This is a genomic window from Deltaproteobacteria bacterium, assembly GCA_021737785.1.
In the GTDB taxonomy this organism is placed as follows: Bacteria; Desulfobacterota; DSM-4660; order Desulfatiglandales; family Desulfatiglandaceae; genus AUK324.
Map to the genome: position 1 here is coordinate 16551 of JAIPDI010000003.1, position 15221 is coordinate 31771.

General features: G+C 52.2%; 17 protein-coding genes. 7 read left to right on the forward strand and 10 right to left on the reverse strand.

Translation table 11 applies throughout. The annotated features are described in order from the left end of the window. The first annotated feature begins 126 nt into the window (after nt 1–126). A complete protein-coding gene (locus K9N21_02490; GenBank protein MCF8142768.1) occupies nt 127–1437 on the forward strand; it encodes an MFS transporter in 1311 nt (436 codons plus the stop codon). 7 nt (nt 1438–1444) lie between these two features. Here K9N21_02490 and K9N21_02495 read toward each other — a convergent pair whose 3' ends face one another. Together K9N21_02495 and K9N21_02500 are read right to left on the reverse strand one after the other, a co-directional pair. Further along, nucleotides 1445–1777, reverse strand: a complete 333-nt coding sequence (locus K9N21_02495; GenBank protein MCF8142769.1) for a DUF3147 family protein — start codon at nt 1775–1777, stop codon at nt 1445–1447. A gap of 262 nt (nt 1778–2039) precedes the next feature. Next, the gene (locus tag K9N21_02500; GenBank protein MCF8142770.1) at nt 2040–2354 is read right to left on the reverse strand and encodes a cupin domain-containing protein; all 315 of its coding nucleotides are present in this window, start codon (nt 2352–2354) and stop codon (nt 2040–2042) included. 336 nt (nt 2355–2690) lie between these two features. Here K9N21_02500 and K9N21_02505 point away from each other — a divergent pair, with 336 nt between their 5' ends. Beyond that, on the forward strand, nt 2691–3296 hold the full coding sequence (locus K9N21_02505; GenBank protein MCF8142771.1) for an alpha/beta hydrolase: 606 nt from the start codon (nt 2691–2693) through the stop codon (nt 3294–3296). Between the two features lie 163 nt (nt 3297–3459). Here the strand turns inward: K9N21_02505 and K9N21_02510 are convergent, their stop codons facing one another. The 4 genes from K9N21_02510 to K9N21_02525 all read right to left on the reverse strand — a co-directional run bounded on the left by K9N21_02510 (nt 3460) and on the right by K9N21_02525 (nt 7154). Next, nucleotides 3460–3990: a flavin reductase family protein gene (locus K9N21_02510; protein ID MCF8142772.1), complete on the reverse strand. Its 531-nt coding sequence runs from the start codon at nt 3988–3990 to the stop codon at nt 3460–3462. 156 nt (nt 3991–4146) lie between these two features. Beyond that, a complete protein-coding gene (locus tag K9N21_02515; GenBank protein MCF8142773.1) occupies nt 4147–4698 on the reverse strand; it encodes a YkgJ family cysteine cluster protein in 552 nt (183 codons plus the stop codon). A gap of 116 nt (nt 4699–4814) precedes the next feature. Further along, nucleotides 4815–5483, reverse strand: a complete 669-nt coding sequence (locus tag K9N21_02520; protein MCF8142774.1) for a nitroreductase family protein — start codon at nt 5481–5483, stop codon at nt 4815–4817. Between the two features lie 351 nt (nt 5484–5834). Continuing rightward, nucleotides 5835–7154, reverse strand: coding sequence for a YihY/virulence factor BrkB family protein (locus K9N21_02525; protein MCF8142775.1), 1320 nt, complete (start codon nt 7152–7154; stop codon nt 5835–5837). Nucleotides 7155–7768: 614 nt separating this feature from the next. Here K9N21_02525 and K9N21_02530 point away from each other — a divergent pair. From K9N21_02530 to K9N21_02550, 5 genes are all read left to right on the forward strand, one after another. After that, entirely contained in the window at nt 7769–8779 is a 1011-nt protein-coding gene (locus tag K9N21_02530) for a TRAP transporter substrate-binding protein (protein ID MCF8142776.1), read from the forward strand. A 37-nt stretch (nt 8780–8816) separates the two neighbouring features. Then, nucleotides 8817–9338: a TRAP transporter small permease gene (locus K9N21_02535; GenBank protein ID MCF8142777.1), complete on the forward strand. Its 522-nt coding sequence runs from the start codon at nt 8817–8819 to the stop codon at nt 9336–9338. Then, the gene (locus K9N21_02540) at nt 9335–10636 is read left to right on the forward strand and encodes a TRAP transporter large permease (protein MCF8142778.1); all 1302 of its coding nucleotides are present in this window, start codon (nt 9335–9337) and stop codon (nt 10634–10636) included. The genes K9N21_02535 and K9N21_02540 overlap by 4 nt, the downstream gene beginning before the upstream one ends. A 72-nt stretch (nt 10637–10708) precedes the next feature. After that, a complete protein-coding gene (locus K9N21_02545; protein MCF8142779.1) occupies nt 10709–10900 on the forward strand; it encodes a hypothetical protein in 192 nt (63 codons plus the stop codon). 6 nt (nt 10901–10906) lie between these two features. Next, complete coding sequence (locus tag K9N21_02550; protein ID MCF8142780.1) at nt 10907–11677, forward strand: NRDE family protein; 771 nt, start codon at nt 10907–10909, stop codon at nt 11675–11677. A gap of 100 nt (nt 11678–11777) precedes the next feature. Here K9N21_02550 and rny read toward each other — a convergent pair whose 3' ends face one another. The 4 genes from rny to K9N21_02570 all read right to left on the reverse strand — a co-directional run bounded on the left by rny (nt 11778) and on the right by K9N21_02570 (nt 15212). Continuing rightward, nucleotides 11778–13346: a ribonuclease Y gene (gene rny, locus K9N21_02555; protein ID MCF8142781.1), complete on the reverse strand. Its 1569-nt coding sequence runs from the start codon at nt 13344–13346 to the stop codon at nt 11778–11780. A gap of 451 nt (nt 13347–13797) precedes the next feature. After that, nucleotides 13798–14097: a cell division protein ZapA gene (locus K9N21_02560; protein ID MCF8142782.1), complete on the reverse strand. Its 300-nt coding sequence runs from the start codon at nt 14095–14097 to the stop codon at nt 13798–13800. Nucleotides 14098–14243: 146 nt separating this feature from the next. Next, complete coding sequence (zapB, locus tag K9N21_02565; GenBank protein MCF8142783.1) at nt 14244–14525, reverse strand: cell division protein ZapB; 282 nt, start codon at nt 14523–14525, stop codon at nt 14244–14246. Between the two features lie 276 nt (nt 14526–14801). Then, nucleotides 14802–15212, reverse strand: coding sequence for a F0F1 ATP synthase subunit epsilon (locus K9N21_02570; protein MCF8142784.1), 411 nt, complete (start codon nt 15210–15212; stop codon nt 14802–14804). Nucleotides 15213–15221 lie beyond the last annotated feature (9 nt).

Here is a 15221-nt window from a genome sequence, read left to right on the forward strand (position 1 = left end):
ATGTACTCTCGGAATGAGCGTGTATGGACCTGACCGATTCGATCAAAATCGATCGCCGGGGTTCGTAGTGTGCCAGTAGGGCATCAACGGAGCGACGCCTGGACCAACCCATTCCCCCCCAATACCATGCAACAGTCTAACAGAAAAGCCATCTTCAGCTGGGCCATGTATGACTGGGCCAATTCGGCCTTTGCCACTACGGTGATGGCCGGATTTTTTCCTGTATTCTTCAAACAGTTCTGGAGCGTCGGGGCAGACACCACCCTGAGCACCGCCCGGTTGGGGCTGGCCAACTCCTTGGCGGGAATCGCCGTGGCCCTCTGCGCCCCTGCACTGGGCGCCATTGCCGACAAGGGGTCCTCAAGAAAGAAATTTCTCCTCTTTTTTGCATTCATGGGCGTCGTCATGACGCTGGCCCTGTACACGGTGTCCAGGGGGAATTGGCCGGCGGCCGTCATTTTCTACGTCTTCGCAACCATCGGGTTCGCCGGGGGTAATATTTTCTATGATGCCCTGATCATGGCCGTCGCGCCCGAGAGGAAGATGGATGTGGTCTCCGCCCTCGGGTTTTCTCTCGGATATCTGGGCGGCGGCGTCCTTTTCGCCCTGAACGTCTGGATGACCCTGAGCCCTGGGACCTTCGGTTTTTCCGGACCGGGTGAGGCCGTGCAGTTTTCCTTCCTCACCGTGGGAATCTGGTGGGCCGTATTTTCAATACCGCTGTTTCTCTTTGTCCGAGAACCCCCTACAACGAAACCGGCATCCGGTGTTAATATGGTGCGGGGAGGGTTCAGTGAGCTGAAGAATACCTTTCAAAAAATCCGCCGCCTCAAGACCATCTTCCTCTTCCTCCTGGCCTACTGGCTCTACATCGACGGCGTGGATACAATCATCCGAATGGCCGTGGATTACGGTATCTCCATCGGTCTTGAAACCAATGACCTGATCGTCGCCCTCCTCATCACGCAATTCGTGGGATTCCCCTCTGCCATCGGATTCGGATTCCTGGGTGACCGGATCGGGGCCAAGCAGGCCATCTTCGCGGCCATTGCGGTTTATCTCTTCATTACGCTCTGGGCGCCCTTCATGAACACCAGCAGGGAATTTTATATTATGGCCATGGCCGTCGGGCTGGTCCAGGGCGGCATCCAGGCCTTGAGCCGCTCCTTTTATGCGAAAATCATTCCTGCCGAAAAATCAGCTGAATATTTCGGGTTCTACAATATGATGGGGAAATTCTCCGCAATCATCGGTCCGGGGTTCATGGGCGGGGTCGGTCTTGCGGTCCGATCCATGGGATATTCCAGCAATATGGCGTCGAGGATCAGCATCACGGCGGTCTCCTTTTTTTTCCTGGCCGGGGGCATCCTCCTTCTTTTTGTCAATCAGGAAAAAGGGAGGCAGGAGCTTCAGAATATCTCAGGCCCGGAAGCGTGATATCCGTTCATTTCAAAAGCCATTGATGAACCACTGCTCCAGCCAGCCATGCTCCAAAACTTGAGATGAGAACGATAGACAATGGAAGATGCTTTCTGAAGCAGAAGAATGCCACGATAAAGAAAAGGATGCTGGGCAGGATTCCCCAGAGGGCGCCTTTGGCGAAATCCTGCATGGCGTGAGGATCCCCCCTGTTTTCCAAATACACCCACACCAGGATAAGTGCGCCGGTAAGCGGCATGACCCCGATTAGACCGGCCGTAGACGGCAGCCGCTTTCCGATTGCCGTGGCCGCAAGGATAACGGCTACGCTGATCACAATTTTGACGATCATCTGCATGATATCTCTGATTGTATAACCGTCATCAGCCGAAATACGTGCGAAGGACCGTCCATTCAGCCGTCCCCCTTGGTATGCGATGGGTAAAGATCCAGAGCAACGAATTCCTTCCCCCCGGCCGCCTTCCATATCCTCTTCCCCTTTGTGCTTAAGCCGACGCTCTGTGCCATGGATATGAATTTCTCCGGGTGCACCAATGACATGTAATCCTTCAATACCCCAAGTGAGACGTAGGGTGACGGGGTGACGGATTCGGCGGACTTCAATAGTACACGGAAAGCCAAATGGTATCGCATGAGGCATCGGTCCATTCAACACGATGCTTTACATGAGAACCGATGTTCACATAATCACCTGCCTTCAGGACAAGGATATCAGCTTCACCTTCGAGCCTCAAGCCGGCACTTCCCTTCACAACCAAAACGAACTCATTCCGGTCCTGATCGTACCAAAACCCTTCAGGCGAAGCGTGTCCTCTCGATACTATTCGTTCAATCTTTACGCTGTCTCTTGCGCATATGGTGTCGAAGATTTCTTCAGGCAGTTCCGGTGGTATGTCTTTAAATAGCGATCCCATCTCTATAACCATTTTGGACTGACCGTAGGGCTTCTTGGGAATTCCCTTGCCCTTCCGGGCATATCATTGTATTCTTGTCCGCTTTTGTGTATATTTAGTACCTTATTTCCAATAACCCTGTAACAAAAAACAAGAAAATCTGTTTGTATCTCAGTACGCCTTATTTGTAGACTCACACGGAGCCACAAAGAACACAGAGAAAGAGGCATGTTTCCGTTTCTTTACAAAAAAATCCTTTGTGTGCTTTGCGTCTTTGTGTGAGTCCCGCCTATATTTGGGCGGGATTGGTTGCGGGTATCTGCTTTAGAACAATAACATGCAATAAAGGTGATCCGCATGAATACCATCACCAAAAAAACAATAAGTGCAGGGCCATGTGAGCTGAACTCCCTTCACGCCCCGGGCACCGGAAAATCGATCATCCTTCTGCACGGAGCCAATTTTTCAGCCGAGACCTGGCATGAAATCGGCACACTTGATCAACTGGCCCGAGCCGGTTTTGAGGTCCTGGCCTTGGACATGCCGGGATTTGGCCTTTCTTCCGAATGCCGGATCCCCACAGTAGAGGTCCTGGCCGGGGGCATTCAGGCTTTGGGCATGGTCCGACCGGTGCTCATCGGCCCCTCCATGGGAGGTCGACACTGCCAGGAGTTCATCTTTACCCGGCCGGACATGGTCGGCGGTCTCGTCCTGGTGGGGTCTGTGGATATCGAGAAAAACAACGATCGTTTCAAGATGATCGAGGTCCCCTGTCTCCTGGTTTGGGGAAGCGATGACAAGGTTTCCCCGGTGAAGAATGCAAAATTTCTGCATCAGGAGATTCCCAATTCCAGACTGGTGATAGTGGAAGGCGGCTCCCATCCCTGCTATTTGGACAGGCCTGAGGTGTGGCACAAAGAACTACTCGGCTTTTTAAATACCCATTGGCCTGTTGATGCCTAAATGTTCCTGCGCCGGATGGGACGAAATGGCCGTCCTTTCTTGCCCTTTATGATCCTGTAAATACAGCAGCCAACGGTGTTCAGGTCCTGCATGGAGATGGGCATCTCGGATATAAGTGTCCGCCGATTCAACGAAACCGGCTGAGCTGTTCACTGAAAAAGCGTCATTTACTCTCAGCCTTGTATTTCTTACCTATGTTCCATGCCCCGGCCACGGGTTCGCCCAGGCGCCAATAGGAAATGTCGGCATGAGAGAGGATCAAGGGCTTCATCTTTTTGAAATCCAATTTACCGTCCGTCAGAAATCTATCTTCTGTGTAGGTCCCTACAATTTCACCGATGAATATCTCATTTGAATCACCCTCCACCATTTCCACCAGCTTGCATTCCAGGTTGAGGGGACAGCCTTTGATCATCGGGGCTGTTTTCAGCTCCCCATAGAATACCTCAAAGACCCCGGACTTATCGGTCTTTTTCCCTGAGACCATGCCGCAATAGTCCGTGGCCTCCACCATATCCTCGGAAGGGAGACAAAGGCTGAAGGCCTTGTTCTCTTTGATTCCGGGATTGGTGTAATGCCCCTTACCGAGGGCAATGGCGACTCTCGGCGGCTTATGGCTGACCGTGGTAAACCATGCCACCGTCAGGAAATTGGGCTTGCCGTCCACCCGGGCGCCCACAAGGGAAACGGGCATGGGGTAGGCGGGAATCATTGCTCCCAAGTTGATCTGATCCATCGAATACCTCCATTGTAAAAAGTCTTTTCGCCAACAAAGTACGCGCTATGGACATGTTCCGGAGCATGGGTTTAACATTGATCTCATCCCGTACCAGATACTTTTCTTGACCCGTCATACATCAATCCAGTCCATTTCCTCGTCCCAGACAATGTCAGGTTCACGTCGGAACTCATCCTTCAGCCGCTCAAACACATTGAACACGATCGGGCAGATCGCGCAGTTTTGGACTACCTGGATCAGGCGAGATACAAACTCGGACTTGTGCAGATGGGGAAAAGACCGGCAATCGTCCGGTCGAAACTCATATGCTGTACACCGATTGCCCGAGAGGAACGGGCAAGGCCTTTTGCTGAAGGTGAACGTGTGGTCTTCTTCCTCCCGCACAAGGAACCGGTCAATCATTTCTGTTTCCGATATGTCCAAGCCGGAGGCCAGTCTCGCAACATCGGATGCGCCAAGAAGGGGAAGGATCTCGCGGCAGCAGTTGCCGCACGCACAACAATCAATCCGGCTCGACACGGCCTCATAGTGTCTATGGACAATGGCGTCGAGCTCCTCGATTTCCAGGTCGACCCCCTTAAGGAAGGAGCGGAATCCCCAGTTGTCTTCCTCATGTTCCGCTGCAAGCCGCGCCACAACCTTTGGATTTGTTTGGAGTTTCATAACGTTCTCCGCATAACGATACAGTTGAGCGGCGCAACCCCAGGTACTTCGCGCCCCGGGGCCCGCATAGGGTCTTGATCATTCTGCCTTAACGTCTCAGAAATGGATCTTTAAAGTCAAACAAAAACGGCTGTCTCTTCCAGGGATTTCTTTGGTAACACCGGAACTTCCGCGCCGCCTGCCGGATAACCGGTCACCAGGATCATGTAAGGCTTCTCATTCGAAGGCCTGGACAGCACCCCGTTTAAAAAGGCCATTTTAGAGGGTGTATAGGTCAATGTTGCCAGCCCGGCATGGTGGAGGGCCGTGATGAGCATGCCGGTTGCGATGCCCACCGACTCATGCACATAGTAGTGTTTCTGCTTTTTGCCGTCCTTACCATAGCCATGACGTTGGGCGAAGACGACAATGAGATAGGGCGCTGACAGCAAAAACGGTTTATGATAGGTGGTCCCCAGATGGCCGAGCGCATCCACCCACTGCCGTGTGGCTTCGCCTGTATAGAATTCACGCTCGATGATCTCCGCGGCGTCATGGATCTGTTTTTTCACTTCCGGGTCCGACACCACCACAAAGGTCCAGGGCTGGAGGTTGGCGCCGCTGGGCGCAGTGGCCGCCGTTCGGATACAGTCTTTGATAACCCCCACGGGGACGGGGCGATCTGCGAATTGGCGTACGCTTCTGCGTCGTGTCATCTCCATGAAAAAATCAGCCGCCCGCTGCATCATCTCCGCAACCGAATATTCCTGGTATGCCCTATAAGGTTCAAGTCTTTTTTGAGTCATATCCCTGCTCCAGTCTGTTTCCTGTTCGTTTACAACGGTTCCCGCCATGGGGTTCGAATTGTTGGAGTCCATGCCTCTCTGTTTTCTCTCCAGCCCGTCAGAAGATCCATCAGGAAACTCCTCATCTCCGGCAACCCTCCCGACCCCCTCATACGAACAGGTCGGGCGCGCCTGAGGAACTCATCAAAAGCGTTGTGGGAAGCGGGAGGTTTTCCAGGCGATTCGCCCGTCCTTCCCGGAGCAGGTCTGTGGCAGCGGTGAAATGAGCCACAGTACGGATCGATTGAACTGATGATTCAAGGGGCCGATACCATGACTGTATCAGCAAAGCACGTTTATGCCATCAGCCGGTTAGATATCCTTCAGAAGCCGGTTGGCCGGAGCTTTTTCGATCGCCTCCCTGAACGCCTCTAAGGCCTCTGAGAGTGACGCCGACGCCTTTGTTTCCGCCACTGGAATGGAACGTACGCCCCTCTGATCCAAGGCCTCGAGCACATGGGCCAGCGTCAAACCATGGATGGTGAAGGCCGGCTGGTAAGCCGGATCATTCTCGTCAATGGCCTTGATTTCAGACGCAATGCCGCTGTCAACCAGCTCAAAGAGGATCTGCCGCAACAGGCGAATGGGAATCTCGAGGGTGTGGGATATCTCCTGGGCGGTCAACGGCTTCTCACCGTCGGCAAACCGCCGTATCAACAGATGGGCAACCATGAGAGACAGAAGCCTTCTGAAGGATACGCTGATTTTTTGTGAATCCGGTTCAAACTCGTAGGTGTCCACGTTTTGATGGGCAAAAGCGATCTCCGCGCCGATAAGGACGACCACCCAACTGATCTGGAGCCATGCCAGAAAGAGAGGGAGGGCGGCAAAGCTCCCGTAGATGGCGTTGTATTTGGAAACCCCCACCTGAAAATAGATATATCCCCACTGAACCGTCTGATAAACCGTCCCGGCAATGATGCCTGCGATAAAACCCGACCTGAATCTCACCTGGGTATTCGGCACGAAGATGTAAATAAACGCGAAAACCGCCCAGATCACACAGAAGGGCAACAACTTCAGCAGCGGGGATATCAGAGGGCTGAAATACCCCAGCAGGGCAAATTTCGCGGTGATCATTTCCACTTGGGTACTGACAAAAATGGTGATGCTGCCCGACATGGTCAACAGGATGGGACAAACGACAAGGATGGTCAGGTAATCGCTGAACTTCCTTCCGGGGCTCCGGGCGTCTTCTATGCCCCAGATGGCATTGAAGGAATTTTCAACATCTCTCAGAACCCGTATTACGGTCCAGAAAAGGATGATCAGGCCGACGCCCGCTATGACCCCGCCTTTTGTTGCTTCCAACAGGGATTGGGCGAAATCAATGATTCGGGTCGCCACTTCCTCCTGGCCGTGAAATCTTTCCAAGAGGTCTTCCTGCAGAAACTTTTCAAACCCGAACCCCTTGGCAATGCCGAAGATCATAGCCAGCACAGGGACTATGCTGAACAGGGAATAGAGAGTCAGTGCCGAGGCCCTCAGATGGATCCGGTCCTCATTGAACCCCCGAGTGGCCAGGAGCACGATTCTGAGCAATCGGATGCCGAACGATCTCTTCCTGGAAAGATCCTTCAGCCGAATTCTCCAGACATCGGTCCTGATAAATTCGAGTAGTCGCGAGACCATACCCCCTCTTCATTATGCAGCAAGCCCACGTTCTCGGGATCAGGCATTGACATGCGATAATAGGTAGTCCCCGAACGGAAACCCGGAAAATCAAAAAACAGTGAAATATGAGAAAAGGTTGTGTTAATGAAAATTTTGTTCCATCAATTTTCAATTTTCAATTCTTGAATATTCAATAGTGCCTGAACAGGGTTTTCGTTCAGCTACTGAGTATAGGGGAGGAACGGCCCTGGTGTCAACAATCCATGTGTGGGCCATGCCCGCAAGAAAGGGCCCTGATTCATGAACACCCCTTCAGAGGTATAAGGTCTATGCCCTCGATCCAACTCCGCGGAATCAGAGGCGACCAGAGCCCTTGCACCTGTGACCACTTACGATTTTTGTTGTCTTATGGTTACATTTGTTATATGAAATTAAAAGGTATTTGGTTCGTATTCTCATATAAATAACAATTTTCTGGACGATATGATATCTTGCGAATCGCAGCATTTTCGGACCGGAAACCAGCCGAGGAAGGGAGGTGACGTAACCTTACAAAGACAATGACGTGTAATTTGCCGGTTTAGTCGTGTGAGAAATTTTGCTCTACCCCTTTAATATCGGAGGATGCCACGATGAAGAAAAAGATGTTTCTGGTTTTTTTAATTGCAGTGATAGGAATCGTCTTCATGAGCGTCGGCGCTTACAAGGCACAGGCAGAAACCACAAAGCTCACCTACAGCATCTTCTTCCCCCCGACCCACGCCCAAGCAATTGCGGCAATGGACTTTGCAAAAGAAATCGAAAAACGGACGGACGGAAAGGTTCAGATTACGGCATTCCCCGGAGGAACCCTAACCAAGGCCCCCATGGTATATGACGGCGTTGTGAAGGGGATCTCGGATATGGGCAATTCCTGTTTTGCCTACACCCGGGGCCGGTTCCCGGTGATGGAGGTGGTGGACCTCCCCATGGGGTATGCTTCCGGCAAAGTGGCCACCCGGGTGGCCAATGACTTTGCAAAATCCGTCAATCCCAAGGAATTGCAGGATGTCAAGGTGCTCTATGTCCACGCCCATGGTCCAGGACTTCTTCACACCAAAAAGCCTGTGCGAACCCTGGAAGATCTCAAAGGCATGAAGATCCGTGCAACCGGCCTAAGCGCCAAAGTGGTCGAGGCACTGGGCGGCGTACCTGTCGCCATGCCTCAGGGCGATACCTATGAATCCCTCCAGAAAGGCGTGGTGGAAGGGACCTTCGGCCCCATTGAAGTGCTCAAGGGATGGAAACAGGGAGAGGTCATCAAGTACACGACGGATTGCTCCAGCGTGGGATACACCACGGCCATGTTCGTGGTCATGAATCTCAACAAATGGAATGCATTGCCGGATGACGTCAAGAAGATCATCGAAGAAACCGCTGAGGAATGGGTGGATGTGCATGGAAAGGCATGGGATGCGGCGGACGAAGAAGGCCGCAAGTTCACCCTGAGTCTTGGCAACGAGATCATCACCCTTTCCGATGAGGAAAACGCCAAATGGCGCAAGGCCGTGGAACCGATCATCCAAGACTATGCGACCAAGGCGCCCAACGGCAAAGCCAATGTGGCCAAAGTCAATGAACTGATTGAAAAATGCGAAAAGTAGCCTGAACATTTTTATCTAGATGCGGGGGGCCGGGCATTTGGAATGTCCGGCCCCCTTCAGAAAATACGATGCCATGAACAGGTTCGAAAAATTGGCCAACTGGCTCGCAAGTAAGGCCTACTGGGTGGCAGGGGGGGCGATTGTTTTCATGATGCTCCTGACCTGCGCGGACATCATCCTACGCCTTTTCCGGATGCCTATCCCAGGGACCTATGAACTGGTTTGCTTCATGGGGGCTGTGGCGGTGGCGTTCGCCATGGCCCATACGTCAAACGAAAACGGCCACGTGGCGGTGAGCCTCGTCATACGCCTTTTGCCCAACAGGATTCAGGGGGCCGTAGAAGTCATCACCAATTTTTTCGTTCTGATCCTTTTTATCCTCATAGCGTGGCGATCCGTGCTGTATGCGGAGAGCCTCAGGGTTACCGGCGAGGTGTCGTTGACCCTGAAACTCCCTTTTTATCCTTTCATCTACAGTATCGCCTTCTCAGCTATGATTGTATGTCTCGTGAAAATCATGGATATCTACAAGAGCTTTTTGAAGGTGCTTAACAAATGAGCCTGACAGCGATCGGCCTGATCGGTATTGCCATCCTGATCATACTTCTATTTTCCAATATGCCCGTGGGATTCGTCATGGGCTTCTTGGGATTTCTGGGATTCAGCTATGTAGTGAATGTTGAAGCGGGGATGGCCCTTTTGGCCAGGGATGTGTGGGACGTCTTTTCCTCCTACGGGCTGACGGTCATCCCGCTTTTTGTCTTCATGGGCCAGATTGCCTTTCATTCCGGGATCAGTCGCAGGCTCTACGATTCGGCCTATGTATTTCTGGGGCACCGGCCGGGCGGCCTGGCCATGGCGACGGTCGGGGCGTGTGCCGGATTTTCGGCCATCTCCGGATCCACAAACGCCACCGCGGCGACCATGGCCACCGTGACGCTCCCCGAGATGAAGCGGTATAAATACGACATGGGCCTGGCCACAGGCACGGTGGCTGCCGCCGGAAGTCTGGGCATCCTCATACCGCCGAGCGTCGTCTTTATCGTCTACGGCATCCTGACGGAACAATCCATCGGCAAACTTTTTGCCGCAGGTATTCTTCCCGGCATCCTCCTGGCCTCCCTGTTCTTGATAGTCATTTACCTTCGCGTCCGAAGGAACCCCGCCTTAGCGCCGCCCGGTCCCAAAACCACATGGGAGCAAAGGATCAAATCGTTCGGCGGAGTAGCCGAAACCCTCCTTATTTTCGCCCTGGTCATGGGTGGCCTTTTCTTTGGGATTTTTACCCCGACAGAGGCCGCTGCCGCCGGGGCCTTCCTTACCATGACGCTCTCCGTACTCCGGGGCCAACTCAGTTGGAACGGCTTTATCCAGTCCCTTGCCGACACCACCCGAATCAGTTGCATGGTCATGATTATTGTGACCGGTGCAGTCGTCTTCGGGCATTTCATGGCCATCACCCGGGTCCCCTTTGATCTGGCCGCGTGGGTGGCGGCCCTGCCTCTCCCCCGTTTTGCCGTCATGCTGGTGATCATTCTACTTTATCTGTGCGGCGGGTGTTTCATGGACGCCCTGGCCATGGTCATGCTGACGGTCCCCATCTTCTTTCCCGTGGCCCAGGCCTTGGGCTTTGATCCCATCTGGTTCGGAGTCGTGATCGTTCTCATCACGGAAATGGGGGTGATCACACCGCCTGTGGGCGTCAACGTGTATGTGGTGTACGGCGTGGCAAAAGACGTTCCCCTGGAGGCCATTTTCAGAGGGGTTCTCCCCATGCTGCTGGCGTTGGTCATCTGCAATCTGCTGATCCTGATATTTCCCCAGATCGCACTTTTCCTGCCGGGTTTGATGAAATAATCTCAGAATGATCGTTTTCTGGAAGATGGGTCTGACCCTATCAGACGAGACTGATATTTAGAGAGGAAGAAAATGTCCGAGCACATCGATATGAAAGCAATGAACGCCAGGATCCTGGCCCTGAAGAAGATCGCGACGGAACTGAACCAGATGGCGGATGACTTTCCGGCTATCGCCAGGAACACGGCCCGGATCCTCTCCAGCACCAAGATGCTGGAAATCAACCTGTCTGACCTCGTGGATCTCGAGTTGACGGATACTTAGCGACACATGTGCCTCCTCCTCCTGGCCCTCCAAGCGCATCCTGTTTATAAACTGATCATTATGGCAAACCGGGATGAATTCTATGATCGTCCTACGGCTCAGGCCGCCTTCTGGGATGAAAGATCCGATATCCTCGCAGGGAGAGATCTGAGAGCCAAAGGCACATGGTTCGGGATCACCCGGAACGGCCGGATCGCCGCCATCACCAATTACCGCGATCCGGCCGCTCTCCGGTCCGATGCCCCCTCCAGAGGCAGGTTGGTCAGCGATTTCCTTAAAGGAGGAGAAGACCCCGAGACCTATCTCAGCGGGCTGGTCTTGAACGCAGAGAGATACAACGGATTCAACCTTATCGTGGGCCTCCAGGATCAACTCTCCTGGTATTCAAACCAGGGCCGTGGCATCCAGCGCATCATGCCGGGGATCCACGGTCTCAGCAACCATCTTCTGAATACCCCGTGGCCCAAGGTATCCCGTGGAAAGGCCGCCCTCAACGCCATCCTTTCAAACTCCCCCGTCCTTTTACCAGACGCCCTTTTTGACATCCTCCTTGACCGATCCGTCGCATCGGATGATCGCCTTCCCGATACGGGGGTCGGGATTGAATGGGAACGAATCCTCTCACCCCTCTTTATCGCCGGCCCCGGCTACGGAACCCGATCTTCGACACTTCTTCTTATTGACCGTGAAGACCGTGTGACGTTCCTGGAAAGGACCCACGACGCAGTGCGGGCGCAACACAGAGACGTGGCGTTTACATTTCTTATCCAAAACTGAGTGGCAATGAAGAGAATATTTTGGTACAGGTGGGGCGACAACTTAGGGGAAATACTCCAAGAAAAGATATGGATTGTGCCCGGCTTGCTGAATCGTTCGCCTATTTGGCATACCCCACCGCCCGGATTTCACGGATCACCGTTACCTTGATCTGTCCCGGATAGGTTAATTCCTTTTCTATCTTCTTTGCAATTTCATTGCAGAGCAGATGCGCCTGATCATCATCAACGATTTTGCCTTCCACCATGATCCGGATTTCCCGACCAGCCTGAATGGCAAAAGACTTGCTCACTCCATGAAACGAGGTGGCAATCTCCTCCAGCTTTTCCAATCGTTTGACATATGACTCCAGCATCTCCTGGCGGGCGCCCGGCCTGGCCCCGGAGAGGGTATCGGAGGCCTGGACTAAAACGGACAGGACTGATTCGGGCTGGACATCCTCATGATGGGCGGCAATGGCATGAATGACCTGGGCCGATTCCCCATATCTTCTCGCCAGGTCGGCCCCGATAAGGGCATGCGGACCCTCTACTTCATGGTCAACAGCCTTTCCGATGTCGTGGAGCAGCCCTGCACGCTTTGCCTGCTTGACGTTCACCCCCAGTTCGGCGGCCATGACACCGCAAAGAAAGCTCACTTCCATCGAATGCTGCAGCACATTTTGCGCGTAGCTGGAACGATATTTGAGTCGTCCGATGAGTTTCACCAGTTCCGGATTGATCCCATGAACCCCCACATCAAATGTGGCCTGCTCTCCGGCCTCCTTGATGCTGGCTTCGATCTCCTTGTCCACCTTGGCGACAATCTCCTCTATCCTGGCAGGATGAATCCTGCCGTCATCGATGAGCCGCTCCAGGGAAACCTTGGCAACCTGCCTTCTCACCGGGTTGAAACCGGACAAAATCACCGCCTCGGGGGTATCGTCGATGATCAGATCAATTCCCGTCGCTGCTTCAATAGCACGAATATTTCTCCCCTCTCGCCCGATGATTCTCCCCTTCATCTCTTCGTTTGGAAGGCTCACCACAGATACGATTTTTTCAGCCGCATAATCCCCGGCATACCGCTTAACAGCCAGAGCGATGATCTCCTGGGATTTCCGGTCGGCCTCGGATCTCGCCTCATTCTCAATCCTTCGAATAATCTTCGCCGCATCATGCTTGGCCTCCATTTCCATGGAATTAATGAGGATCTGTTTGGCCTCTTCCATTGAAATCCCGGCCAGTTTCTCCAACTGCTTTCTCTGTTCTAAGACAAGTCGTTGATATTCATCCTCCTTTTTTCTTATCTCCTTCCGGATCCGGTCGGCTTCCTGTTCCCGTTCCGATATCTTTTCTTCCCTTTTTTCTAATTGTTCGACTTTTTTATCAAATTGCTCTGTCTTGTGAAGGAGGCGTTTTTCCTGAACCAGAAGGTTTTCTTTCTTCTCTCTGGTCTCCTTTTCAAATTCAAGCTTCATCTGATAAACAGAGTCTTTGGCCTGAAGGGCAGTCTCCCTTTTTATGGTTTTGGCCTCTTTTTGGGCCTCGGCCAGTATTCTCTTGGAGTATTCCTCAATGGCCTCTATCCTGTTCTCCACAAGCTTCTTGCGGACAAAGAAGCCGATAAAAGCCCCTGCAAACAGGCCGCCCCCGATCAACACAATTATATAAACAGCGCTTATGACCATTTTGACTTAACGCTCCTGATTTTTGATAAACTCATTTGAAAAATATTTGCGAGTTCCTGTTTTATGCGTCAGGCTTCAGGTTTAGAATGAATACGCGGCAGATTGACCGCAAGAGAAGATCAGTATAAGGGAAAAGGGACCGTCCGGACATCACAACAGCATGTCCTGACGAGGGAGGGGATAAAAGACGCCAACAACGCCCGTGGGCAACATCTGCTACTTCATTGCTTTTTAGGGAGTTCTTCAAAAACCATGGTAACTTCCATACACCAATTTATCTATCTCCATTCGATTCAACGACGATGCCGTTCGAATGCAGTGCAGTTATCCCGTCAACCCTTCTCACCCGAAATTTCATATATACAATACTCTCCGAAAAACACTTGCCGCCGAAAAGAGCGTTTTGCATCCGGAGAAATATGATCCTTTTCAACTCCCCCTCTTGTGGTGTTTATTCCGGGAATATCGCCTGTTGAGATAATGCGTCGATCTGTTCATTGATTGAACGGATGCGATCCTCAACATATTTAGCCAGCTCATCACGTTCTCTCAATGCCTGAAAATAATCGCTGGCCACATAAAAGGCAGCTAATATGGCCGCCTTTCCTTCTGAAAGATTGGTCCCGCTATGCCTGATCTCTCCTAACTTACCATTTACGAATTCAGCGATCTCCTTGACTCGCGCTTCATCCTCATCGCTCCTTAACAGATACTCGTGATCAAGGATTCTGATTCTGATAGGCTTCTTCATATCCCCGACAGATTCTCACTGTATGCTGAGACCCTCAAAGACAGGGTTGTGCTCGGGCCACACACCCATTTTTTTGACCCGGCTGCCCCCCACGCAAGATCCCATGAAAGTGTCCCCAAAATCACTGTGGGAGCAGTCCACGACGCCTAGCTGTCGATCTGCTCGATCTTCTCCAAGAGAGAGACAATCCTTTGCCTGGCCTTGTCCCGACCCGCTTTCAGCCCTTCCATCTCACGGGTCAGATCCGCCGACTTTTCTTCCTGTATTTGAAGTTTTTCCTTAAGCGATTCTTTCTCGGTTTTCAGATTTTTTATGGTGGTAATCAGTTTGTCAATTTTTTGTTCGAGCAATTGAAATTGATCGGTTTCTTCTTCCGAATTCAAAGTGTTCCAGACCCTGTACTGGCTGGTCTCTTCTTCTGTTTTCATAGTCAACAATTCCTCTCAATCATTAAAACTTATGGAAAAAGCGGTCATTTTTTTCCAGGTCACCGAATCAGCGAAGAGTCCATCTCCGCTGACAGTATTTCAATCACAAAGACCCAGACACACACCAACATCGGTGGATACTCAACACGGCCCCACCATCTTGGACATCAATATGGTAGAATGCATATTATCGATCAAATACAAAAAGGTCAATAAATAAAAAAAGGCAAGCGCTATGGCGCTTGCCTCGTTTCTATATGTCCCCCGCCTTTGCGGCTATATTTGCTTTTCAGCAATTCGCATCCGTACAATGGCCCTTTTCAGGGCCGCCTCAGCCCTGAGAAAATCCACATCTCCGGTTTTCCTCTCCCTGGCCAGACGCTCCTTAGCCCTTTCCATCGCCTTTCGCGCACGCTCCACATCAATCTCAGCGGCCCTTTCGGCCGCATCCACAAGTATAGAGACCTGGTTGTTGGAAACCTCGGCAAAGCCAGAGGTAACGACGAACCGCTCTGTACGGCCGCCCGATGAATAACGCAACTCACCCGGTATAATTCCCGAAAGAAACGGCACATGGCCCTCAAGAATGCCAAACTCCCCCAGGGAGCCCGGCGCGACCACCATCTCCACCTCCTGGCTCACCAAAACCTTTTCAGGGGTCACAACTTCCAATTGTAGTTTTCCCATGAACTGTTC